21 protein-coding genes are annotated in these 21,363 nt (G+C 51.7%); 14 read left to right on the forward strand and 7 right to left on the reverse strand.

Features of this window, described 5'->3' with window-relative positions; genetic code table 11:
• Positions 1-18: 18 nt before the first annotated feature.
• Complete coding sequence (locus C1A10_RS15035) at positions 19-1,398, reverse strand: NAD(P)/FAD-dependent oxidoreductase (RefSeq protein WP_101911029.1); 1,380 nt, start codon at positions 1,396-1,398, stop codon at positions 19-21.
• On the reverse strand, positions 1,388-2,701 hold the full coding sequence (locus C1A10_RS15040) for a glycosyltransferase (protein ID WP_242968949.1): 1,314 nt from the start codon (positions 2,699-2,701) through the stop codon (positions 1,388-1,390). Before C1A10_RS15040 ends, C1A10_RS15035 begins: the two co-directional genes overlap by 11 nt.
• Positions 2,702-2,887: 186 nt before the next feature.
• On the opposite strand from C1A10_RS15040, the gene C1A10_RS15045 reads away from it, so the two are divergent.
• The 3 genes from C1A10_RS15045 (at position 2,888) to groL (ending at position 6,596) form a co-directional block, all read left to right on the forward strand.
• The gene (locus C1A10_RS15045; protein ID WP_180951168.1) at positions 2,888-4,339 is read left to right on the forward strand and encodes a nicotinate phosphoribosyltransferase; all 1,452 of its coding nucleotides are present in this window, start codon (positions 2,888-2,890) and stop codon (positions 4,337-4,339) included.
• 299 nt (positions 4,340-4,638) lie between these two features.
• Positions 4,639-4,926, forward strand: a complete 288-nt coding sequence (locus C1A10_RS15050) for a co-chaperone GroES (protein WP_101911031.1) — start codon at positions 4,639-4,641, stop codon at positions 4,924-4,926.
• A gap of 44 nt (positions 4,927-4,970) precedes the next feature.
• Positions 4,971-6,596, forward strand: coding sequence for a chaperonin GroEL (gene groL / locus C1A10_RS15055; protein ID WP_101911032.1), 1,626 nt, complete (start codon positions 4,971-4,973; stop codon positions 6,594-6,596).
• A 166-nt stretch (positions 6,597-6,762) separates the two neighbouring features.
• Here groL and C1A10_RS15060 read toward each other — a convergent pair whose 3' ends face one another.
• From C1A10_RS15060 to C1A10_RS15070, 5 genes are all read right to left on the reverse strand, one after another.
• Positions 6,763-7,449, reverse strand: coding sequence for an HDIG domain-containing metalloprotein (locus C1A10_RS15060; protein WP_101911033.1), 687 nt, complete (start codon positions 7,447-7,449; stop codon positions 6,763-6,765).
• Positions 7,436-7,594 (reverse strand): CPC_1213 family protein, encoded by a 159-nt coding sequence (locus C1A10_RS18585; protein ID WP_180951169.1) that lies wholly within the window; start codon positions 7,592-7,594, stop codon positions 7,436-7,438. The genes C1A10_RS15060 and C1A10_RS18585 overlap by 14 nt, the downstream gene beginning before the upstream one ends.
• Before the next feature lie 12 nt (positions 7,595-7,606).
• Positions 7,607-7,768 carry a hypothetical protein gene (locus C1A10_RS18590; protein WP_180951170.1) on the reverse strand — a complete coding sequence of 54 codons (162 nt, stop codon included), beginning with the start codon at positions 7,766-7,768 and terminating at the stop codon, positions 7,607-7,609.
• An 83-nt stretch (positions 7,769-7,851) separates the two neighbouring features.
• Positions 7,852-8,664 (reverse strand): alpha/beta fold hydrolase, encoded by an 813-nt coding sequence (locus C1A10_RS15065; RefSeq protein WP_101911034.1) that lies wholly within the window; start codon positions 8,662-8,664, stop codon positions 7,852-7,854.
• A gap of 117 nt (positions 8,665-8,781) precedes the next feature.
• Positions 8,782-10,044 (reverse strand): Sapep family Mn(2+)-dependent dipeptidase, encoded by a 1,263-nt coding sequence (locus C1A10_RS15070; protein WP_101911035.1) that lies wholly within the window; start codon positions 10,042-10,044, stop codon positions 8,782-8,784.
• Between the two features lie 275 nt (positions 10,045-10,319).
• Here C1A10_RS15070 and yunB point away from each other — a divergent pair, with 275 nt between their 5' ends.
• The 11 genes from yunB to C1A10_RS15125 all read left to right on the forward strand — a co-directional run bounded on the left by yunB (position 10,320) and on the right by C1A10_RS15125 (position 21,252).
• The gene (gene yunB / locus C1A10_RS15075; protein WP_101911036.1) at positions 10,320-11,015 is read left to right on the forward strand and encodes a sporulation protein YunB; all 696 of its coding nucleotides are present in this window, start codon (positions 10,320-10,322) and stop codon (positions 11,013-11,015) included.
• A gap of 119 nt (positions 11,016-11,134) precedes the next feature.
• Complete coding sequence (gene ligA, locus C1A10_RS15080) at positions 11,135-13,120, forward strand: NAD-dependent DNA ligase LigA (protein ID WP_101911037.1); 1,986 nt, start codon at positions 11,135-11,137, stop codon at positions 13,118-13,120.
• 278 nt (positions 13,121-13,398) lie between these two features.
• Entirely contained in the window at positions 13,399-14,679 is a 1,281-nt protein-coding gene (gene yfmF / locus C1A10_RS15085; RefSeq protein WP_101911038.1) for an EF-P 5-aminopentanol modification-associated protein YfmF, read from the forward strand.
• Between the two features lie 2 nt (positions 14,680-14,681).
• Positions 14,682-15,983 carry an EF-P 5-aminopentanol modification-associated protein YfmH gene (gene yfmH, locus C1A10_RS15090; protein ID WP_101911039.1) on the forward strand — a complete coding sequence of 434 codons (1,302 nt, stop codon included), beginning with the start codon at positions 14,682-14,684 and terminating at the stop codon, positions 15,981-15,983.
• Positions 15,980-17,041 (forward strand): prolipoprotein diacylglyceryl transferase, encoded by a 1,062-nt coding sequence (gene lgt / locus C1A10_RS15095; RefSeq protein WP_101911040.1) that lies wholly within the window; start codon positions 15,980-15,982, stop codon positions 17,039-17,041. The genes yfmH and lgt overlap by 4 nt, the downstream gene beginning before the upstream one ends.
• Positions 17,022-17,867 carry a bifunctional methylenetetrahydrofolate dehydrogenase/methenyltetrahydrofolate cyclohydrolase FolD gene (gene folD, locus C1A10_RS15100; RefSeq protein WP_101911041.1) on the forward strand — a complete coding sequence of 282 codons (846 nt, stop codon included), beginning with the start codon at positions 17,022-17,024 and terminating at the stop codon, positions 17,865-17,867. Before lgt ends, folD begins: the two co-directional genes overlap by 20 nt.
• 127 nt (positions 17,868-17,994) lie before the next feature.
• Positions 17,995-18,306 (forward strand): 50S ribosomal protein L21, encoded by a 312-nt coding sequence (gene rplU, locus C1A10_RS15105; RefSeq protein WP_101911042.1) that lies wholly within the window; start codon positions 17,995-17,997, stop codon positions 18,304-18,306.
• A 32-nt stretch (positions 18,307-18,338) separates the two neighbouring features.
• The gene (gene rpmA / locus C1A10_RS15110) at positions 18,339-18,596 is read left to right on the forward strand and encodes a 50S ribosomal protein L27 (RefSeq protein ID WP_101911043.1); all 258 of its coding nucleotides are present in this window, start codon (positions 18,339-18,341) and stop codon (positions 18,594-18,596) included.
• Positions 18,597-18,695: 99 nt separating this feature from the next.
• A complete protein-coding gene (obgE, locus tag C1A10_RS15115; RefSeq protein WP_101911044.1) occupies positions 18,696-19,967 on the forward strand; it encodes a GTPase ObgE in 1,272 nt (423 codons plus the stop codon).
• Between the two features lie 11 nt (positions 19,968-19,978).
• The gene (locus tag C1A10_RS15120) at positions 19,979-20,389 is read left to right on the forward strand and encodes a Mini-ribonuclease 3 (RefSeq protein WP_101911045.1); all 411 of its coding nucleotides are present in this window, start codon (positions 19,979-19,981) and stop codon (positions 20,387-20,389) included.
• Entirely contained in the window at positions 20,389-21,252 is an 864-nt protein-coding gene (locus C1A10_RS15125; protein WP_101911046.1) for a YitT family protein, read from the forward strand. Before C1A10_RS15120 ends, C1A10_RS15125 begins: the two co-directional genes overlap by 1 nt.
• The last annotated feature ends 111 nt before the right edge of the window (positions 21,253-21,363 follow it).

The following is a 21,363-nucleotide window of genomic DNA, read 5'->3' on the forward strand; positions in this document are numbered from 1 at the left end:
GCGCTTTTTCATCAGCAATCAGACGTTTTTCGCGATCAAATCGGCTACATAAAGTCCGTTGGCGGATGCCTGCGAAAGGGAGCGGGTAAATCCGGCGCCGTCTCCGACCGCGTAAATACCGGGACATCCTTCGATTTCGAACTCATTGCAGCGCGGACGCGCGGAATAATATTTGCATTCGATCCCGTAAAGCAGGGTATCGTAATTGGCTGTACCCGGCGCGATCTGGTCGAGCGCATGGAGCGTTTCAATAATGTTGTCCAGCTGGCGCTTCGGGATGCAAAGGCTGAGGTCGCCGGGAACCGCGAAAAGGGTGGGGCGTACCGTACCCTGCCGGAGGCGCTTCTCGTCGGTGCGGCGCCCGACCTCCAGGTCGCCGAGCCGCTGCACCAGAACACTGCCGCCGCTGATCAGGTTTGCAAGGCTTGCCACATGGCGCGCGTATTCAATCGGCTCTTTGAAAGGCTGCGTAAAGTTGGTGGTTGAAAGCAGAGCAAAGTTAGAATTCTTCGTTTTGCGGCTTTCATCACGGTAGCTGTGCCCGTTGACGGTCAGCACGCCGTTCGTGTTTTCCGTGACAACCTGTCCCCGGTCATTGAAGCAGAACATCCGGATGATGTCGCCGTATTCTTTGGAGCGGTAGCGGATTTTCGGTTCGTAGATCTTCTTTGCGAAATCTTCCCAGACCAGAGAGGGAAGTTCTACGCGCACACCGATATCCACCTGGTTATTATGGAGCGGGATATTGTTTTTTTCGCACCAGTCGGAGAAAAAGAGACTTCCGGCTCGGCCGACCGCGAAAATGATTTTATCCGCGGTACAGGTTTGCTCGGACCCCTTGCTCTGCACCGTGAGCGTGTGGGTTTCTTTATCGACATTGGTGACATTGCTGTTCGTGTGGATTTCAACCTTGTCCTCAAGCGCATGAATCAGATTCAGCATGGTGTCAAAGTTGGAATCTGTCCCGAGATGCTTCACCTGCGCCTGGCTCATATGCAGGTCGTATTTGAGGCAGAGCTTTTTCAGCTCGTTGCTCGGCATAAAGCGTTCGGTCGTAGCGCCGAAATTGATCAGGATTTTATCTGCCTGCTCAATATAGTCTATGACGGTCTCATCCGGCAGGAATTCGGTCAGCCAGCCGCCGTATTCCGTACTGATCACATATTTTCCGTCCGAGAATGCCCCCGCGCCGGCAAGCCCTTCCATGATTGCGCAGGATTTGCATTTAATGCATGTCTTTGTCTTTTTGGCAATGATGGGGCAGATTCTCCGGTCGAGCGGATTGCCTTTTTCAAACAGTGCAATGGAAAGGGAGGGGTCAAGTTCCGCAAGGCGGTGAGCAGCCATCAGCCCGCCGATGCCCCCTCCGATAATCGCGATATCGTAATTATTTTTCATCTATATGAAATCCTCCTTTAGTAATGTGCAGCCGGAACTTCGGCTTATGCAGGCGAAGCTTCAGATTGGGCCGGTGCAGATGAATCTTAAATCCGCTGCCGGTATGCATTTTGATATGCAGCGGGAAATGCCTGCGCTGTTTTTCGTCAAGGGCGTTGTTGTAAACATTAAGCACATATTCGGCCAGATTGACGGAGCCGCTGTGTTCTACGGAGCACCTGACGGAACGCTGGAATTCCTCCCGCTGTTCCGCGGGCATGTTTTTGAGTTCGCGGATTTTATCTGCCATATCCTGCGCGTCGTTGAAAATAAACCCGTTGACACCGTCTTTGACCTGCCCCTCGTTCAGCGGGTCTGTGATTTGCAGGACCGGAAGCCCCATCGCCATGCCTTCCAGCATGGAAATGGAATTCGTATCGGAGGTGGAAGCGGTGATATAGAAGTCACAGCAGGCAAAGTAGGGGGGGATATCTTCATGCAGAACTTTTCCCGCAAAGGTGACCATATCGGTAATGCCCAGTTCCCGGGCCTGCTCTTCCAGCTCCTCCCGGCAGGGGCCGTCGCCAATAATCAAAAGCTTGACCTGTTCCTGCGGAAGGATCGTTTCTTTCCAATAGTTTAATAGAACGTCTACGCTCTTTTCTCTGCCCAACCGCCCGACAAATACACCGATCATCATCTGATCGGTGTAACCGAATGTCTGGCGGAAGACGCGCTTTTTCTCTTCGTCGATTTTATGAGGGTCGAATGCTTCAAGATCAACCGGGTTGGGAATCACGCTGACAGGCTTGTAAACACCGACCTTGCGGAAATATTCTTCGCACTTTTTGGACGGCCCCGTGAGCGCCTGGGCTGATTTGGCGAAGAATTTGGTATATTCATGGGAAAGCTTTGTAGTGACGGGGACGAGCGGCTGGGGCGCGACATAGTAAATATATTCATCGTACATGGTGTGCAGGGTATAGACCAACGTAATACGCAGTAATTTCGCAATCATGATGCCGGAAAGGCCGATACCGAATTCGTTGTGTACGTGGATGATGTCCGGATTAAATTGACTGATGTATTTTAATCTGGTTGTCGAAAGCGGCAGAGCGACTCCATAACCGTAAAAACGATTGGATGTGTGGGCGGGACAATGCAGGATGCCGTCCGCAATATAATGGCGGCGTGCCCCGGCGTCCGCTGTGACGATCAGTACCTCATGCCCCAGATGTTCAAGCCCGTCTTTTAAAGATTTCACGTGTGTAACAACACCGTTGATGTGCGGCAGGTATGTCTCGGTAAATAGTGCGATTCGCATAAATACACGCTCCTGTTCCATATCGCTCACAATGTATTAGTATACCATACTTGCGGGAAAAAGCAAACCGCTTGTGAGCTGTTTGTATTACTTTACAGAACGATTCTGATTGCCAAATCTTTTCAAAAGGTGTAAACTATTGAACAATAACTACAAAGTACGCAGCCTATGCGATGGGGTGATGGAATGTCGATTGATTTGATGCAGAGAAATTTGACCATGCTGACAGATTTTTATGAGCTGACGATGTCCAATGGATATTTTAAACACGGTTTTACGGAAAAACGGGCCGTATTTGATATGTTTTTCCGTAAAATTCCTGATAATGCCGGTTTTGCACTGTTTGCCGGACTGGAACAGTTGGTGCAGTACCTGAAAAATCTGAAATTTACAGACGAGGATATCCAGTATTTGCGGGAAAAAGGGCAGTTCAGCGAAGAATTTTTAGATTACCTCACAAATTTCCAGTTTTGCTGCGACATCTGGTCGGTCAGAGAGGGAACGCCGATCTTCCCGTATGAGCCGGTTGTGGTTGTCTGCGGGCCGATTATTCAGGCGCAGCTGATTGAGACAATGGTCTTGCTGACCATAAACCACCAGTCGCTGATGGCAACAAAGGCGAACCGCATCTGCCGGGCGGCGGAAGGCAGGCTGGTATCCGAATTTGGCTCCCGCCGCGCGCAGAGTTATGACGCGGCGATTCTGGGCGCCCGCGCCACTTATATCGGCGGCTGCTACGCAACGGCCTGTACCATTGCGGATCGGGAGTTCAACATTCCTGCGGTCGGCACGATGGCGCACAGTTGGGTGCAGGTGTTTGACAGCGAATACGAAGCATTCAAAAATTATGCGGAAATCTACCCGGATAACTGCGTTTTTCTGGTGGACACCTACAATGTGGTGAAGTCCGGCGTCCCCAACACCATAAAAGTGGCAAACGAGGTGCTCAAACCGATGGGCTTCCGCCCCAAGGCAATCCGCATTGACAGCGGGGACATTGCCTATCTGTCCAAAAAGGCACGTAAAATGCTTGACGAGGCGGGGTACCCCGACGTCAAGATCATGGCGTCCAACTCTCTGGATGAATACATTATCCGCGATCTGATTTTGCAGGGCGCTCAGGTGGATTCCTTCGGGGTCGGGGAGAATATGATCACCAGCAAATCCGACCCGGTCTTCGGGGGGGTCTATAAACTGGCGGCGGTCGAAGAAAACGGGGCCTTTATGCCAAAAATCAAGATCAGTGAGAGCCTCGAAAAGATCACGACCCCCTGCTATAAAGACCTATACCGGTTCTTTAACCGCGAAACGGGGCAGGCTATTGCCGATTATGTGACAGTGCGCGGGGAACAGGTGGACGACAGCAAGCCGATTACGATTTTTGACCCGGTTGCGACATGGAAAAAGAAAACGCTGACAGATTACCGCGCCGAACGCCTGCTTGTCCAGATTTTTGACCGCGGCAGGTGCGTTTATGATCTTCCGGCGCTGGATGATATCCGCCGGTACTGCGCGGATCAGGTTGCGCATCTGTGGGATGAGGTCAAACGGTTTGAACATCCCCACCGTTATTATGTGGATTTGTCCCCGAAACTATGGAATGAACGTAATGATCTGCTTGAAGAAATGAATGGCTGAAAACAGCCGATGCAGCCCCGCCCTTTTTGTTCGGAAGGGCGGGGCTGTTTATGCAATTCTATTCTTTCTTTTTTAGGATTCTACGAATTTTGCGGGCGGTATCTGTCAATATATACAGAGATATCGCTTTTCAGGAAAATTCTAGTTCGTTTGTTACCAAAATGTTAATTCTTACAAAACATAAAAAAAAGTCTTGATTTTTATAAAAATTAGGTTAAAATAAGTTTAGCACTCAAAGATAACGAGTGCTAAGGAACCTTGTTTTTCATTATATTATTATCATATGGGAGGAATTTTTCATGACGATTAAGCCTTTGGCAGACAGAGTTGTCACCAAAATGGTGGAGGCAGAGGAAACAACCAAGAGCGGCATTATCCTCGCAGGCTCCGCGAAAGAGAAGCCTGAGGTCGCTGAAGTCCTTGCTGTTGGACCGGGCGGAATGGTGGACGGCAAAGAAGTCACCATGACTGTCAAGGTGGGAGACAAAGTTTTGATGAGCAAATATTCCGGCAGTCAGGTGAAGGTTGACGGTCAGGAATACACCATTCTTCGTCAGAGCGACATCCTTGCGATTGTGGAAGACTGACAACTGCAAACTATCATCAAACATTAAAAGGAGAATGAACTGTTATGGCTAAGGTTATTTCATATGGCGAAGAAGCCAGAAAATCTCTTCAGGCCGGTATCGACAAACTGACTGACACCGTGAAAATCACTTTGGGACCCAAGGGCCGCAATGTGGTGCTTGATAAGAAATTCGGAGCTCCGCTGATCACCAACGACGGCGTTACCATTGCGAAAGAAATTGAACTGCCCGACGCGTTTGAAAACATGGGCGCGCAGCTTGTAAAAGAGGTCGCTACCAAGACCAACGATGCCGCCGGAGACGGTACTACTACCGCAACCCTGCTTGCACAGGCCCTTGTTCGTGAAGGCATGAAGAACGTTGCTTCCGGAGCCAATCCGATGATCCTGAAAAAAGGTATGGCAAAGGCTGTAGATGCCGCTGTGGATGCCGTAAAAGAAAATTCCAAGAAGGTAAAGGGCAGTGAGGACATCGCCCGCGTTGCTTCTGTTTCTTCTGGCGACGAGTTTATCGGCAAGCTGATTTCCGAGGCTATGGAGAAAGTTTCCGCGGATGGCGTAATCACCATCGAGGAGTCCAAAACCGCTGAAACCTATACCGAAGTTGTGGAAGGTATGCAGTTTGATCGCGGCTATGTCACCCCCTATATGGTAACCGATACCGAAAAGATGGAAGCTGTTCTGGATGACGCGTACATCCTGATTACCGATAAAAAGATTGCATCTATTCAGGAAATCCTGCCGCTGCTCGAGCAGATTGTTCAGTCCGGCAAAAAGCTGTTGATCATTGCGGAAGACATTGAAGGCGAAGCGCTGTCCACCCTGATTGTCAACCGTCTGCGCGGCACCTTTACCTGCGTCGGCGTAAAAGCTCCGGGATTCGGTGACAGACGTAAGGAAATGCTTCAGGATATCGCAACCCTGACCGGCGGCGAAGTCATTACTGCTGATCTTGGCCTTGAGCTGAAAGATACCCAGATAAGCCAGCTCGGACGCGCGCGTCAGGTGAAGGTTCAGAAGGAGAACACCATCATTGTGGATGGCGCCGGCGAGTCCTCCGCGATTAAAGCCCGCGTTGCCCAGATCCGCTCCCAGATTGAAACCACTACCAGCGAATATGACAAAGAAAAACTGCAGGAGCGCCTTGCCAAACTCTCCGGCGGCGTTGCGGTCATCAAAGTCGGCGCTGCTACCGAAGTGGAGATGAAAGAGAAAAAACTGCGCATTGAGGACGCACTTTCCGCAACCAAGGCGGCTGTGGAAGAAGGCGTGGTCGCCGGCGGCGGCGTTGCCCCGCTGAATGCGACTGCGGCAGTTGAAAAACTGATTCCTTCTCTGGACGGCGACGAAAAGACCGGCGCGAGAATTGTCCTGAAAGCGCTCGAAGAGCCGATCCGCCAGATTGCCATCAACGCAGGTCTGGAAGGTTCTGTAATTATTGATAAAGTCAAACGCTCCCGCAAGGTGGGCTACGGCTTTGACTTCTACAAAGAAGTTTACGGCGACATGATTGAGATGGGTATTGTTGACCCGACCAAGGTGACCAGAAGCGCTATTCAGAACGCTGCTTCCGTTGCTTCGATGGTGCTCACGACCGAGTCCCTTGTCGCAGACGAAAAAGAAGAAACCCCGGCTGCTCCGGCTATGCCCGCAGGCGGCGGCATGTATTAATCCGGCTCGTTCCATTCAAAAACAGGGCGCCCGTTTTGCGGGCGTCCTGTTTTTTGGGAAATCGCTGAATGGATTTTCTTAAATAGGGTTTGCTTTTTCTTTCGTGCGCTTTGCTTTGCCCTGAAGCTCCGGAACGGGCGGCACGTCATTTTTGGGGATGTGGAGCTTATGGTTGCTCTCCGTGCCGTGGGGTTCCTTCGGATCGGGTCTGCGCATTCCTGCTTTTGCCATATTCATTTCCTTTCATAGCTTTGCACTTCTTAATAAACAGTTCCATTTGGGCTTCTTCCCTTTGCCGGTCGGAGCCGCCTCTGCCCAGACGGTCGCATAAACCAAACAATGCAAGTTCATCAAGATCCACCGTTTGCAGCATACCTTTGATGTCACCGTAGGGCAGATTGTTTAACACGTAAAGAAGATGCATGTGGTAACGGATCAATGCGGAAACATTCTGAATAAATAGGCTGTCATCTGTAAAACATGCTAAAAAGTCTTTCGCAAGTTTTGCTCCGACGATATCATGATCATAGGAAGTGATTCTTTCTTTGCGGATTTCTGTGGTGGATGGTTTACCGATGTCGTGAAGCATTGCCGCCCACAGAAAAACGCGGGGATTTTTGCTTTTTTGCCGGTATTGAGAGGCCATGTCCACCACCAGCAGGGTATGGCTCCAGACGCTGCCTTCCGGGTGGTGCCTGGGCGACTGCGGCGTGGTTTTCAGCTGGTAGAGCATGCTGAACGGATACGACTGGAATTCCTGTCCTGATGAAATACGTTCGCAGTATTCGGAAGGACGCGCATCCTGCTGCAAGTGCTCATCCAGTTCGGAGAACAGCTGCTTAACGGAACTCATGCTTTTCTTCGCCGGAAACGGGGTTCAGGCCGAATACCGCCCGTGCGCTTTCCGCAGAGGGGTCATGCTTAATATTTTTGGAATGAAATTTGCCGTCTTCCTTTTTATGATTTTTGGTGCTGCGTTTTTTGTTTTGTTCGCTCATATTTAACAGCTCCTAACGCCTTGTATTGGGACCCAACGATTCTTTTTTTACGTTGTGCTCCTGATTGATGTCTTTGTTGTTTACCTGAGCGGAATTTTGCAGGTTCGCAAGCTTTTGCTGTTCGCCAATGGGATTATCGAAAGTTCTGTGATTTTTTACTTTTGCTTTGGCCATATCATCACCTCAAACCTAGTATCAGCGATTTCGGATGCAATATTCGGCCTATGCACGTTTCATAAAAGTTGTAAGCGGCAATTTTATGAACCGAGAAATGCAGCCAGTTCCCGGTTGAATTTTTCACGTTCATCCCAAAACAGACCATGCCCGCTGTTTTCAAACGGCACCAGCTTGGCGTTTTTGATCCCCTGCTTTAAGGCGAGAGCCAGCTGGAATTTGCAGACCTGATCGTGAACGCCGTGCAGGATCAGGGTGGGGACTGAAATTCTGGACAAATCTGTAAAGAGTGTTTCATCCCGGAAAGTGACTGCGCATTGGACGGTGGCCCAGCTTGCGGCAGATATCCCCAACAGGAAAAACCAGGTGTTAAAGGCCTCTGTCGTAGGCTGATGAAAAAAGATCTTTCGAAAGTCGTCCAGCATCTGCGGCCGGTTCTGATGGGTCTCGTCAATCAGTTTGCTGACCTCTGAAGCCGGTAAACCGTACGGGAAATTTGGCTGCTGGGTCAGGCTCGGAGCGGCCGCGCCAAACAGGGCAAGCTTGGAAACATGCTCCTGCATATGGCGCGCCATATACCGGATTGCGATGGCGCCGCCCATCGAGTGGCCGGTCAGCGTGATGTTGTCCAGCTTGAGCGCGTTGATGACACCGAAAACGTCATCCGCCAGCCTGTCGTAATGATAGCCGCTTAACGGTTTGTCGGATTGGCCGAATCCTCTCGTATCCATACCGATGCAGCGGTATCCCAGATTTGCCAGCGGCTCATACTGGTATTCAAACATCTTGTGGTTCGCGGGCCAGCCATGCAGAAATAAGATCACCTTGTCGCTTTTCGGGTTGATATCTTCTATGTAGATATTGACGTCCTGTTCCACTTGAACCAGGTATTCCATAGAAAGCCTCCTTGTTCTTATAATTTTACATCCTATCTTACTCCTCACCGCGCAGTAATATGCGCATAGAAAAACCGGCGCTGTTTTACAGCGCCGGTTTTTTTAATATCCATCATCTTAAAGCACGGCAATTGCATTCGCCATGATCTGAAAGTTCTTCCGAATCGAATCCAGACTCCAGAACTCGTTGGGTTTATGGTAGGAAACTTCCTCATCCTCGAACAGCGCGCCAAATGCCACCGCATTGTCAAAAGCGCGCGCGTAGGTGCCCCCGCCGATGGCCGCGGGCGGGGTATCACGGCCGGTACACTCGCGGTAGACCTTTTGCAGGGTGGTGACAAGCGCGGACCTTGGGTCCACAAAAAGCGGGGGCAGGTAGTGCAGGACAGACACTTCAAATCCGAGCGGACGTACCGCGGCTTCAATTGCATTCAGCACCGTATCTTTTTCGATGGTGACCGGAATTCGCAGGTCGCAGGAAAGGGAGGCTTCGGTTTCGCTGACACGCGCAATGGACGGATTGATGGTGAGCTCCCCGGACATCTGATCGGAAAATGCGATAGAGAGCCCTTCGGGGTTTGCCATTTCGGCAAGCTCTAAAAACGGGTGTGTGACTCCTTGCCCGCGCAGCTTTTCGCACAGCTTCAAAACCGCGTTTACGCCTTTTTGGGGTTCCATGGCGTGCGCGGCTTTTCCTGTTTCCGTATATTCTACCCCGTTTACAACCGCTTTTGCCGCGGCAGGGACGACATTGATGGTGTTTCCACCCTCCAGAAAAATCGGCATAACACCGCTTTCCAGTTTTTTCGCTATACGGATATGCAGAATCGCTTTTTCCGCATAGGTGACGGGATATTCGGAATCGGGTGTAAACGCGCATTGGGGCAGTTCTTCCGTCTGCTTGTAGCGCTGCATGCACCGCCAGCCGCCGGCCTCTTCGTCCCCGCCGAGAATCAGGCGGATACGTTTGCCCAGCGGAACTTTGCTGTCTGCCAGGGCTTTCATCGCATAAAGCGCAACGAGACTGGGCCCTTTGTCATCGCTGGCCCCGCGCCCGTAAAGCCTGCCGTCTGATATGGTTCCGTCAAACGGTTCAAAGTTCCAGCCGCTGTCAGCGGCAACGGTGTCCAGATGCCCCACGACGGCGGCCATCCTGTCACCCTCGCCCATCTCGATCCAGCCGCAGTATCCGTCCACATTTTTCGTGCGGAACCCGAATTTCCTTCCCAGGGACAGCATATATTCGATAGCGTCGTAAACACCCCGACCCAGAGGCGCCTGCGCAGTAACTTCCCCACACTCACCGTTCACGCTTTTGATTTTCAGGAGACGGCGCAAATCTTCCAGCATCTGCTCTTCCTGAAGTGTGTATTTGACCATAAGACCATTCCTCCCGCTGTAAAATATTCTGTCGGCTCAAAGGCAAAACGATAGAACAAAAGAATTTTCTTTTCAGATTCCATAAATAACATTATACCAACCGGGATTATTTATACAACATCAAATCGATTGTGCAGACTGAATCATACTTTGCCTTGCCCGCTATTCAGGCGTTCTTGTTTTTTGCTGTTTGAAAAGACTTTCCTTATTATAAGAGGGCTTTCTGCACATTTTATGCGCCGTTTGAATAAAAATAGAGAAAAGGGGGCGGGCAGATGAAACCTGTTACGATCCGGATTAAAAAGAAAAAACTGAAGGCTTTTAAACTGATGGCGCTTGTCATGGCAGTCGTGGTAGGTGTTTTTTGGATAGACAGCCGCATCCGCCCCGTCATACAAATGATTACGACTTATCAGGCAAAGTTAGCCGCCACCCGTTCCATAAACAATGCGGTGATCCACGTCATATCGGAAGAAGATGTCGTTTATAACAGTATTGTCAGTATCCAAAAGGATAGCGAGGGTGAGGTCTCATCGCTGGAAACCGATATGATCACGATGAACCGCTTGAAATCACTGGTGACCAACCGGGTTTCGGAGCAGCTGATTCAGGACGCCGCCAGCACCGTCCGGGTCCCGCTTGGAACCCTGCTGGGCGGGCAGATCCTTTCCGGACGCGGCCCTGTCGTGGAATTCAAAGTGCTTCCTGTCGGTTACGTGCAGACGGAAATCTATAATAACTTCCAGTCCGCCGGGATCAACCAGACGCTCCACCAGATCATGCTGAAGGTGACCGCGTCGGTCAGCGCGGTCATCCCTGTTTATACGGTTACCACAGATGTCACAACCAACCTGTGTATCGCACAGACAATTATTGTGGGGAAGGTACCCGAAGCCTATACGGATATCAACGGGGAGAAATCCGATCTCTTAGGGCAGTTCAATGATTACGGTGCGCAGCTTCCCGAATAACAAAAGCATGGTTTACAGCGGAAAAATGTGGTACAATACCTGCAGAGCAGATTGCTTTGCTGATTGCGCCCACACATCGCGTGGGCAGTTCGTATGATATTTCAGGAGGACGTTCATTCATGGATATGAAACAGGCAGAAAAACGCGCGGGGGAACTGCGTCGGCTGATAGAAAAGCATAATTACAGTTATTATGTCCTCGATAATCCTTCTATCTCCGACTATGAATATGATCAATTGCTGCACGAGCTGATCGACCTTGAAGCGCAGTACCCGCAGCTTGCCCTGGAAAACTCGCCGACCCGCAGGGTCGGCGGCGCGGCGCTCAACAGCTTTGCGCCTGTGCGGCACGAGGTGCAGATGGGGTCACTGCAGGATGTGTTTGACTTTTCGGAGCTGGAGGCGTTTGACAGCCGCGTGCGGGAACACGTCGACAAACCGGTTTATATTGTGGAGCCCAAAATTGACGGGCTTTCCGTTTCGCTCGAATATCAGAACGGCGCTTTTGTGCGCGGTTCGACACGCGGCGACGGCATCACCGGGGAGGATGTCTCTGAAAATCTCAAGACGGTGCGTTCGATTCCCATGACGCTTCTGAGCAGCAATCCCCCGGCATTTCTCGAGGTGCGGGGCGAAGTGTATATGCCGCGTTCGAGCTTTGAAAAGGTTGTTGCGCGGCAGCTGGAAAACGAGGAGGAACCCTTCAAAAACCCGCGCAATGCCGCGGCAGGTTCCCTGCGGCAGAAAGACAGCCGCGTTACCGCCTCCCGCGGGCTGGATATTTTCGTTTTCAATATCCAGCGGATCGATGGGGAGACGCTTTCCGGCCACCGCCAGTCGCTGGAATATCTGAAAAGTCTGGGGTTCAAAGTGATTCCCTCCTTTAAGCCGTTTGAAAAAATCGACGATGCCATCGCAGAAATCAAAGCAATTGGAGAAAAGCGGTATGATTATCCGTTTGACATCGACGGCGCGGTAGTCAAGGTGGATCGTTTTGCGGACAGGCGCCTGCTTGGCGCGACCGCAAAGTTTCCCCGCTGGGCGGTCGCTTTCAAATATCCGCCGGAAGAAAAGAAAACAAAGCTCTTGGAGATTGCGGTCCAGGTCGGCCGGACGGGCGCGCTGACGCCCACGGCGGTCTTTGAACCGATTACGCTCGCGGGCACGACGGTCAGCCGCGCGGTCCTGCACAATCAGGATTTTATCGATGAGAAAGGAATCTCGATCGGCGATATCATCGTCGTTCGCAAGGCCGGGGATATCATCCCGGAGGTTGTCGCAGTGGCCGAACATCAGCAGGGCGCGCCCATCTACCGGATTCCGGAGACCTGTCCTTCCTGCGGCAGCCGAGCCGAGCGGGAGGAAGGCGAAGCCGCACTCCGCTGCGTGAATCTGGCGTGTCCGGCACAGATCGCGAGAAATCTGGTGCACTTCGCCAGCCGTGACGCAATGGATATCGACGGGCTTGGCCCTGCTGTTGTGCATCAGCTTCTGGATGCCGGGCTGATCCATTCGCCGGCGGACCTGTATACGCTGACGCTTGAGCAGCTGAGCGGTCTGGAGCGCATGGGGGAAAAAAGTGCGCAGAATTTGCTGGACGCGCTGGAAAAATCGAAAAGCCGGGGCCTTTCAAGGCTGGTATACGCGCTTGGTATCCGCGGCATCGGGCAAAAGGCTTCGCAGCTTTTGGCGCGCAGATTTCAAACTGTGCATGGGATTCTCGCGGCTTCTGCGGAAGAGATCGCGCAGATTGACGGCTATGGAAGCATCATGGCGCAGAGCGCCGCGGATTTTTTCCAGCTGGAGCAGAACCGCCGGCTGATCGATCGGCTGCGCGCACTGGGACTTTCCATGCAATGCGAGGACGCGCCCGTAGGGGACAGCCTTGCCGGCAAGACCTTTGTGCTGACGGGCACACTGCCGACCCTCTCCCGCAGCGAAGCAAAGGAAAAAATTGAAGCGGCGGGCGGTAAGGTGAGCGGGAGTGTCTCGAAAAAAACGGACTATGTGGTGGCCGGTGAGGAAGCCGGCAGCAAGCTGGCCAGGGCGGAAGCCCTTGGCGTAACCGTCATCGGGGAAAGCGGACTTTTGGAACTTTTGAAATAGAAAATGTGCTTGACCCGCCGGGTATGGAAAACCTGGCGGGCAATTTTCTGTTTTCGGAGTAAACGTGTCTGTTTGGTCAAAAATAGCAGCATGGCATGCGGTACATTTTTGTTTATGAACGATTTGCGAATACTGTAAAAAAAGGTGCACGCGGGGATTATTTTGTGCTATACTGTTTTTTGTAAAAAATAATGGGCATGTTTGCTAAAGAAGATTATTTTTAGTTTCAGGGATACGGAATCGATCTTCCGAAGAAATCAATAGAAGGAGATTATTGAATGAGTGATCAGTTCCAAAGGATTCAGCTTTGCGGCGGCGTGCATTTCAGCAGCGTCACCGATCCGAAATTTAAACATAACCGAATCACCGCCAATATGGTGTTGCCTCTGAACCGTGATACGGTCACAAATCAGGCTGTGGTACCGTTTGTGCTGCGCAAAGGCAGCCGGGTCTGCCCGGATTTTACCCAGTTAAACCGCAGGCTCTGCGAATTATACGGGGCAAATCTGTCCTGCGACGTCTCGAAATTTGGGGGATATCAGGTACTGGAGCTGTCTATCTATGGGATAGACGACCGGTTTGCGATGGACGGGCAAAGCATGATCGCGTCGTGCGCCCAGCTTCTGACAGAGGTTCTGCTTGACCCCAATATGAACGGCGGGCTGTTTTCGGAGCAGGATGTGGAGCTGGAAAAACAGCAGATTATCGACACCATCGAAAGCCTGATCAACGATAAGCGCGCTTATGCGATGAGCCGCTGCAAATCGATCATGTGTGAGGGGGAAACCCTCGCCATTGAGAAATACGGCTATATTGAGGATGCAAAACGGATAACGGCACAGTCTGCTTCCGAGGCTTATCAGAATATCATGAAAACCGCACAGGTGGAGCTGATTTTTGTCGGCTGCGGAAACCCGGAGATTGCCGCGGATATTTTTGCAAAGGCTTTCGGCGGCCTGCGGCGCAGCCCCGTTGCGGTGGAACGCACCGTAACAAAGCTCAGCGCCGATCACGTAAAGGAAACAACCGACGAGATGGATGTCGCGCAGTCCAAACTGGTCATGGGCTTCCGTACCGGAAACATTACCAGCCGCAGGGAGTTCGGCGCGACGCGCATGATGGTGGCCCTGTTTGGCGGAACGCCGAATTCCCGTTTGTTTACGTATGTGCGTGAAAAACTGAGCCTTTGCTACTACTGCGCCGCGCGGTTCGACCGGCTGACCGGCCTGATGTTTGTGGACAGCGGCGTGGAGAAGCGCAACAAGCAGAAAGCTTACGACGAGATTTTAAAGCAGCTGGATGTCCTGCGAGAGGGCGGCTTCAGCGACCAGGAAATCGTGGCCTCGCGCCTGATCATGCAGAATTCGCTGAAATCGGTCGGGGATTCGCTGGGCGCCATCGAGGAGTGGTACCTGACGCAGATTATGGGAGGCGAATGTTACTCGCCGTCCGATGAGACGGAACTGCTTGAGGAGATCACCCGCGAAGATATCATCGCCGCCGCGCGGCGGGTAACGCTCGATACCGTTTATTTTCTGACTGGAAAGGAGGCGGAGTAACGATGAAAAAACAAGTGATCAAATCTGCCCGGCTCGGGGAAGAAATGGTAAAAATCAAGCACGATTCCGGCCTTACAATGCTGTTGTGCCCGATGAAAGGCTACTCCACCGCCTACGCCACCTTTACGGCGAATGTGGGCTCTGTGGATACCGGCTTCCGTACGCAGGACGACAGCGATTTTATCGACGTGCCGGAAGGAATCGCCCATTTTCTGGAACACAAAATGTTTGAAAATCCGGACGGCGACGCCTTTGCGCTTTACGCAAAGACAGGCGCTTCCGCCAACGCGTTTACCTCTTTTGACAAAACCTCCTATCTGTTTGCCTGCACCGACAAGTTTGAGGAGTCTCTGTCCATTCTGCTTGATTTTGTGCGCCGCCCGTATTTCACAAAGGAGTCCGTCCAGAAAGAACAGGGGATCATCGGACAGGAAATCCGCATGTATGACGACAATGGCGATTGGAGGGTTCTGTTTAACCTTTTAGGCGCGCTGTATGAGAACCATCCGGTGAAAATCGATATTGCGGGAACGGTCGAATCGATCGCGAAAATCGACCATGAACTGCTCTACCGCTGCTATCGGACTTTTTATAATCTGAACAATATGGTGCTTTGCGTATCGGGCAATTTCGATGTGGACACTGTGCTCCGGGTGGCGGATCAGGTGCTCAAGCCGGACGAAAAACCGGTTGTAATTGAACGCAAGGAATTCCCCGATTCGGGAACTGTTGCGAAAAAGCTTGTCGAACAGAAGCTTTCGGTCGCCGCGCCGCTGTTTAACCTCGGGTTTAAGTGCAAATCAGAAGGCGTATCGGAAAACCTGAAAAATCAGGTGCTTGATGAGATCCTCTGCGAGTTGATCGCGGGCGAGATGACGCCGCTGTACCGCAGAATGTATGACGCCGGCATCATCAATGCTACGTTTGATACCGAAATCATGGCGGGGCGCGACTATATGTGCGCCATCTTTGCCGGGGAGAGCCGCGAACCGCAGCGCGTGGCGGATGAAATCCGCAAAGAAATTGTCAGAATGTGCAGCGAGGGGATTGACAGGGAAACCTTTGAGCTGGCGCGCCGTGCAACCTATGGACGGTATGTCGGCATGTACGCGCGCACGGAATCAGTCGCGGGGTTGATGACAGCCACCTATTTTGCGGGAATGGACGATATCTATTCACTGCTCGATATTGTGGCAAACGCAACGAAGGAACAGCTTGCCGAAAGACTCAAACTGGATTTTGATCCGGAAAAATCGGCGCTTTCGGTGATCTATCCGGTTGACGGGGAGGAAACCGAAAAATGAACCAGACAGTCTCCTTCCCCGGGCTGGGAATCGGTGAGTTTACCATTAACCGGGTCGCCTTTTCGGTGCTAGGCCATCCAATTTACTGGTATGGCATTATCATCGCACTGGCGTTTTTGCTTGGGATTCTTTATATTGTAAAACGCGCGCGGCTTTTCGGCCTTGATTCCGACCGTGTTATGGACGTGGTTCTGGGCGCCGTGATCGGTGGAATCATTGGCGCGCGCGCCTATTATGTCATTTTCTCCTGGGAGCAGTACCGGGACAATCTTGCCGATGTAATCAAAATATGGGAAGGCGGCATTGCTATTTACGGCGGTGTCATCGGCGGCTTTCTGGTGGGGGCCTGGGCGAGCAAAATCCGTAAGGTGCGGTTTATCCCGATGGCGGATTTGGCGGTAGGCGGTTTGATTTTGGGACAGTCCATCGGCCGCTGGGGCAACTTCATCAATGTGGAGGCGTTTGGTTCCAACACCAGCCTGCCGTGGGGCATGACAAGCCCCTCCATAGCCGAATACCTGACACGCCATCAGGCGGCACTTGCCGCCCAGGGCGTTGCGGTGGACCCCGCAATGCCGGTGCATCCTACCTTTTTTTACGAGTCAATGTGGTGCCTGATTGGGTTCCTTCTGATTGCGTTTGCAGCCAGACGCCGCCGCTTTGACGGGGAACTGACACTGCTGTACGCGGCATGGTACGGCGCCGGACGCGCCGTTATAGAAGGATTGCGCACCGACAGCCTCATGTGGGGCAATGTGCGGGTTTCCCAGGCGCTTGCCGTAATACTGGTCATTGCTTCGATTGCAATCTGGCTGCTGATTCGCTCAAAAATCAAAAAATCGGGGGATCAGGAATACTTAAAGCTTTATGTGGATACCGCGGAAGGACAGGCTGTCCTGAACGGAACGTTTTACCAGAAGCCCGCGGAGGAAAAGCAGCCCCCAGCGGCCGAAACCCCATCAGTGGAACAGCAGGAAAGCGTTATATCATCAGAGGAAGAACAAACGACAGATAAGGCCGAAGGAGAGAATGATCAAGATGAAAGCAATGCTGATTGATGGGAAAGCGGTTTCCGCATCTTTGCGGGAGGCTATGAAAGCCGAAGTGGAAGAATTGGCGGAGCAGGGAATTACACCCGGACTGGCAGTGGTTTTGGTGGGTGATGACCCGGCTTCACAGGTCTATGTGCGCAACAAGGAAAAAGGCTGTGAAGAGCTCGGCATTTACTCTGAAAAGTATGAACTGCCTGCCGCCACAACGCAGCGCGAACTGATGGATCTGGTGGAAACGCTGAATAAAAAACCGGATATCGACGGAATTCTCGTACAGCTTCCGCTGCCGGACCATCTCGATTCCAATGCGGTCATTGAGGCAATCTCTCCTGATAAGGACGTGGATGCGTTCCACGCTTCCAACGTCGGCAGAATCATGCTCGGGGATTATCGTTTTCTGCCATGCACCCCCGCCGGGATTATGGAACTGATTCATTCCACCGGCATTGAAGTGGAAGGCAAGGAGTGCGTGATAGTTGGCCGCAGCAATATCGTCGGCAAGCCGATGGCGATGCTGCTCCTGCATGAAAACGGAACGGTTACGGTCTGCCATTCCAGAACAAAGAATCTTGCGGAAGTAACCCGACGCGCGGATATTCTGGTTGCCGCTGTCGGCAAACCGAACTTTATCACAGCTGAAATGGTAAAAGAGGGCGCTGTGGTCATCGATGTCGGCATGAACCGCGACGGGAACGGAAAGCTCTGCGGCGATGTGGACTTTGAGGCGGTCGGGGAGGTTGCGGGCGCGATTACCCCGGTACCCGGCGGCGTCGGCCCGATGACGATTACCATGCTGCTGAAAAACACCATTACCGCGGCAAAAAAACAGTAGAATGTCCCTAAACCCGCTTGACATGGCTTATCCGCTGTGCTAAAATAATCTATGCCGCATGTTCCGGGCTATAAGTGCGCGTAGGCGACGCCTTGTAACAGCGAGACTTATGAAATGAGGATACAAAATGTACGCAGTAATTTGTACAGGCGGAAAACAATATCGTGTTTCCGAAGGCGATGTTGTTTATATCGAGAAGCTCGATGCTGAAGTCGACTCCACCGTGGATTTCGATCAGGTTCTTGTTGTCGGCAAGGATGACGGAATCGTGACCGGCGCCCCGACTGTTTCGGGCGCTACCGTGACCGGCAAGGTGCTGAAAAACGGCAAGCAGAAGAAAATCACCGTTTTCACCTACCGTTCCAAGAAGGGCTCTGCCCGCAAACTGGGCCACAGACAGCCTTATACAAAGGTTGAAATCCAGTCGATCAAGGCTTAATATTTTTTCGAAGAAAGCAGAGGTGTTATTTCATGGCACATAAGAAGGGCGTAGGCTCCACCAAGAACGGACGTGATTCCGAATCCAAACGCCTCGGCGTGAAGAGAGCGGATGGCCAGTTTGTACTTGCCGGAAACATTCTCGTTCGCCAGAGGGGAACACATATCCATCCGGGCACCAATGTTGGAATTGGTTCAGACGATACTTTGTTCGCTCTCACAGACGGACGTGTAAAATTTGAGCGTATGGGACGCGACCGCAAAAAGGTTTCGATTTGCCCCGTACAGTGATAATGGTGAAAAATCCCGAGTGAAGCCACTCGGGATTTTTGTTCGTTTTGGGAATCATAACAGAATCATGATATTTGTTTTGGAAAGATTGGAGCAGCTATGTTTGTAGATAAGGTAAAAATAAAAATCAAGGCCGGAGACGGCGGGAACGGAGCTGTCAGTTTCCACCGCGAAAAATTTGTGGCCGCAGGCGGGCCGGACGGCGGGGACGGCGGACGCGGCGGCAATATTTTATTTATTGCCGATACGAATTTGTCTACTCTGGTAGATTTTAAATTTAAAAAACGTTATTTTGCCCAGAACGGAGCGAATGGCTCAACCAAACGCTGTAACGGCAAAAATGCCCCCGATATGATTATCAAAGTGCCAAAGGGAACGGTTGTCAAAGAAGCGGAAAGCGGCAGAGTAATGGCCGACCTTTCCGGAGATGAGCCGGTGGTTGTTGCGCGCGGCGGAAAAGGCGGCTGGGGGAACAGCCATTTTGCAACCCCGACCAGGCAGGTGCCGCGTTTTTCCAAACCGGGACTGCCCGGTGAGGACTATGAGGTGTTTCTTGAACTGAAACTGCTGGCAGATGTGGGGCTGGTGGGCTTCCCAAATGTGGGGAAATCCACCCTGCTGTCCGTAGTCAGTGCGGCGAAACCGGAAATTGCAAACTATCATTTTACCACGCTGACACCCGTTCTGGGGGTGGTGTCCGTGGAAGCTGGCAAATCGTTTGTCATGGCGGATATTCCGGGACTGATTGAAGGCGCGAGCGAGGGAGTCGGCCTTGGGCATGAGTTTCTGCGCCATGTGGAGCGCTGCCGCCTGATTGTTCACGTTGTCGACGTGGCGGGCAGTGAGGGAAGAGATCCGATTGAGGATTTTCAATCCATTAATGCCGAACTGCGCAATTTTAATCTGGAGCTTTCCGAACGTCCGCAGATCGTTGCCGCCAATAAGTGCGATCTGGCAACGGAAGAACAGCTGAAAACGTTCCGCGCTTTTATCGAAGAGCAGGGCTATCAGCTGTTTGAGATCAGCGCACCGATTGCAATGGGAACGAAAGAATTGATATATGCGGTGTCGCGGACGCTGGATACACTGCCCCCCATTAAGCAGTACGAAGTGGATCATGTGCCGGTTGATGTCAATGCGAAAATGGCGCGCGATGTGTTTGATGTCCGCGTGGAGGATGGCGTTTATGTGGTGGAAGCGGATTGGCTGGCTTCTGTTTTCGGGCTTGTTGACCCGGATGATTACGAGAGTCTGCAGTATTTTCAGCGTGTGCTGCGGTCCAGCGGCATCATCGACAAGCTGGAAGAGATGGGAATTCAGGAGGGCGACACCGTGAGTATCCTGAATCTTGAATTCGACTATATTAAATAAGGAGACGGAATATGCTGGAACAAACTGCTGAAATGGCAAATCCGAAGCTGCTGAGCCCGCTGGCGCTTGCCTTTCTGGGAGACGCGGTGTATGAAATCTGTGCGCGCCGGAAAATCGTAGGCGAGGGAAACTGCCCCGTCAATCAGATGCACCGGAAATCGGTTGGCATGGTATGTGCCAAAGCACAGTCCGCCGCCCTGGAAAAGCTTTTCGATTTGTTAACAGAAGAGGAACAGGCTGTATTTAAACGCGGCCGGAACGCTCATTCGGCAAGTTCGCCCAAGCATACGGAACTCGTCGATTATCGCAGGGCCACCGGAATGGAAGCGCTTTTTGGATATCTTTATCTGCAAGGCAGGATGAGCAGAATTGAGGAGCTTTTTGAGCTGGCAGTCACGTCGGAGGAACGGGAGGCATTTTGATGAACCATCGTTCAGCGAGGATGATGAAATTTGCGGTAGATATGGTTTTTACAATCGCAGGTTGTTTCATTTTTGCGATCGGTATTTATGTATTTATCCAGCCAAATCAAATTGCGCCGGGCGGCGTCAGCGGCGCGTCAATTATGCTGCATTTTCTGACGGGGCTTCCGGTGGGCGCCCTGTCGTTATTCATGAATATCCCACTGCTGCTGCTTGCCTGGAAATTCTTGGGATCAAAGTTTACCGGCCAGACATTAATATCGGTAGCCACTCTTTCGTTTATGCTGGACTATATAGCCGTCCTATTTCCGCAGTATGAAGGAGACCCCCTGCTTGCCGCCTTGTTTGGCGGCGCGCTGATCGGTACGGGTCTTGCCATTGTTTTCATGCGGGGGTTTACCACCGGCGGCACGGACATCATCTCGCGCCTGCTTCAGTTAAAATATCCATATTTGCAGCTTGGCAAAATTCTGATGGTGATCGACTTGATTGTCATTTTAACTTCCGCTTATGTATTCGGACGGATTGAAACGGCGCTGTATGGGATGGTGGCTGTTTTCACTTCTTCCCGTATGGTGGACAGTCTGCTTTACGGTATGGATACCGGGAAACTGGTCTACATCATGTCCTGCAGAGCGGCAGAACTGAGCGAACGGATCATTGGAGGACTTGGGAGAGGCTGCACCATCTTAAAATCTACCGGTGCCTATACGAAACAGGATTCCAACGTGCTGATGGTTGCGGTCAGACGCTCGCAGTACTATGTATTGAAAAAAATGGTCCGGGAAGTGGACCCCAGAGCGTTTATCATTGTTACGGATGCAACGGAAGTGCTTGGCGAAGGATTTAAACGAATCGAATAAAAGACGCCGCGGAAAAAGTCCTCTTTCCGCGGCGCTTTTTATATATAATATAAGCCTGCCTAAAAACGGCATAGCTGCTGTTTTTAGGCAGGCTGTGAAAGAATCGGAAAT

It is taken from the genome of Marasmitruncus massiliensis (genome assembly GCF_900186535.1).
GTDB classification, from domain to species: domain Bacteria; phylum Bacillota; class Clostridia; order Oscillospirales; family Ruminococcaceae; genus Anaerotruncus; species Anaerotruncus massiliensis_A.

Coding starts and splice junctions, on each gene's coding strand:
- C1A10_RS15040 (WP_242968949.1), bottom strand. CDS start 2,701: ATGCGAATCGCACTATTTACCGAGACATACCTGCCGCACATCAACGGT.
- yunB (WP_101911036.1), top strand. CDS start 10,320: ATGAAACCTGTTACGATCCGGATTAAAAAGAAAAAACTGAAGGCTTTT.
- yfmH (WP_101911039.1), top strand. CDS start 14,682: ATGAAAAAACAAGTGATCAAATCTGCCCGGCTCGGGGAAGAAATGGTA.
- folD (WP_101911041.1), top strand. CDS start 17,022: ATGAAAGCAATGCTGATTGATGGGAAAGCGGTTTCCGCATCTTTGCGG.
- ligA (WP_101911037.1), top strand. CDS start 11,135: ATGGATATGAAACAGGCAGAAAAACGCGCGGGGGAACTGCGTCGGCTG.
- lgt (WP_101911040.1), top strand. CDS start 15,980: ATGAACCAGACAGTCTCCTTCCCCGGGCTGGGAATCGGTGAGTTTACC.
- C1A10_RS15125 (WP_101911046.1), top strand. CDS start 20,389: ATGAACCATCGTTCAGCGAGGATGATGAAATTTGCGGTAGATATGGTT.
- C1A10_RS15045 (WP_180951168.1), top strand. CDS start 2,888: ATGTCGATTGATTTGATGCAGAGAAATTTGACCATGCTGACAGATTTT.
- C1A10_RS15060 (WP_101911033.1), bottom strand. CDS start 7,449: ATGAGTTCCGTTAAGCAGCTGTTCTCCGAACTGGATGAGCACTTGCAG.
- C1A10_RS15065 (WP_101911034.1), bottom strand. CDS start 8,664: ATGGAATACCTGGTTCAAGTGGAACAGGACGTCAATATCTACATAGAA.
- yfmF (WP_101911038.1), top strand. CDS start 13,399: ATGAGTGATCAGTTCCAAAGGATTCAGCTTTGCGGCGGCGTGCATTTC.
- rplU (WP_101911042.1), top strand. CDS start 17,995: ATGTACGCAGTAATTTGTACAGGCGGAAAACAATATCGTGTTTCCGAA.
- rpmA (WP_101911043.1), top strand. CDS start 18,339: ATGGCACATAAGAAGGGCGTAGGCTCCACCAAGAACGGACGTGATTCC.
- C1A10_RS18590 (WP_180951170.1), bottom strand. CDS start 7,768: ATGGCCAAAGCAAAAGTAAAAAATCACAGAACTTTCGATAATCCCATT.
- C1A10_RS15070 (WP_101911035.1), bottom strand. CDS start 10,044: ATGGTCAAATACACACTTCAGGAAGAGCAGATGCTGGAAGATTTGCGC.
- C1A10_RS15120 (WP_101911045.1), top strand. CDS start 19,979: ATGCTGGAACAAACTGCTGAAATGGCAAATCCGAAGCTGCTGAGCCCG.
- C1A10_RS15035 (WP_101911029.1), bottom strand. CDS start 1,398: ATGAAAAATAATTACGATATCGCGATTATCGGAGGGGGCATCGGCGGG.
- C1A10_RS18585 (WP_180951169.1), bottom strand. CDS start 7,594: ATGAGCGAACAAAACAAAAAACGCAGCACCAAAAATCATAAAAAGGAA.
- C1A10_RS15050 (WP_101911031.1), top strand. CDS start 4,639: ATGACGATTAAGCCTTTGGCAGACAGAGTTGTCACCAAAATGGTGGAG.
- obgE (WP_101911044.1), top strand. CDS start 18,696: ATGTTTGTAGATAAGGTAAAAATAAAAATCAAGGCCGGAGACGGCGGG.
- groL (WP_101911032.1), top strand. CDS start 4,971: ATGGCTAAGGTTATTTCATATGGCGAAGAAGCCAGAAAATCTCTTCAG.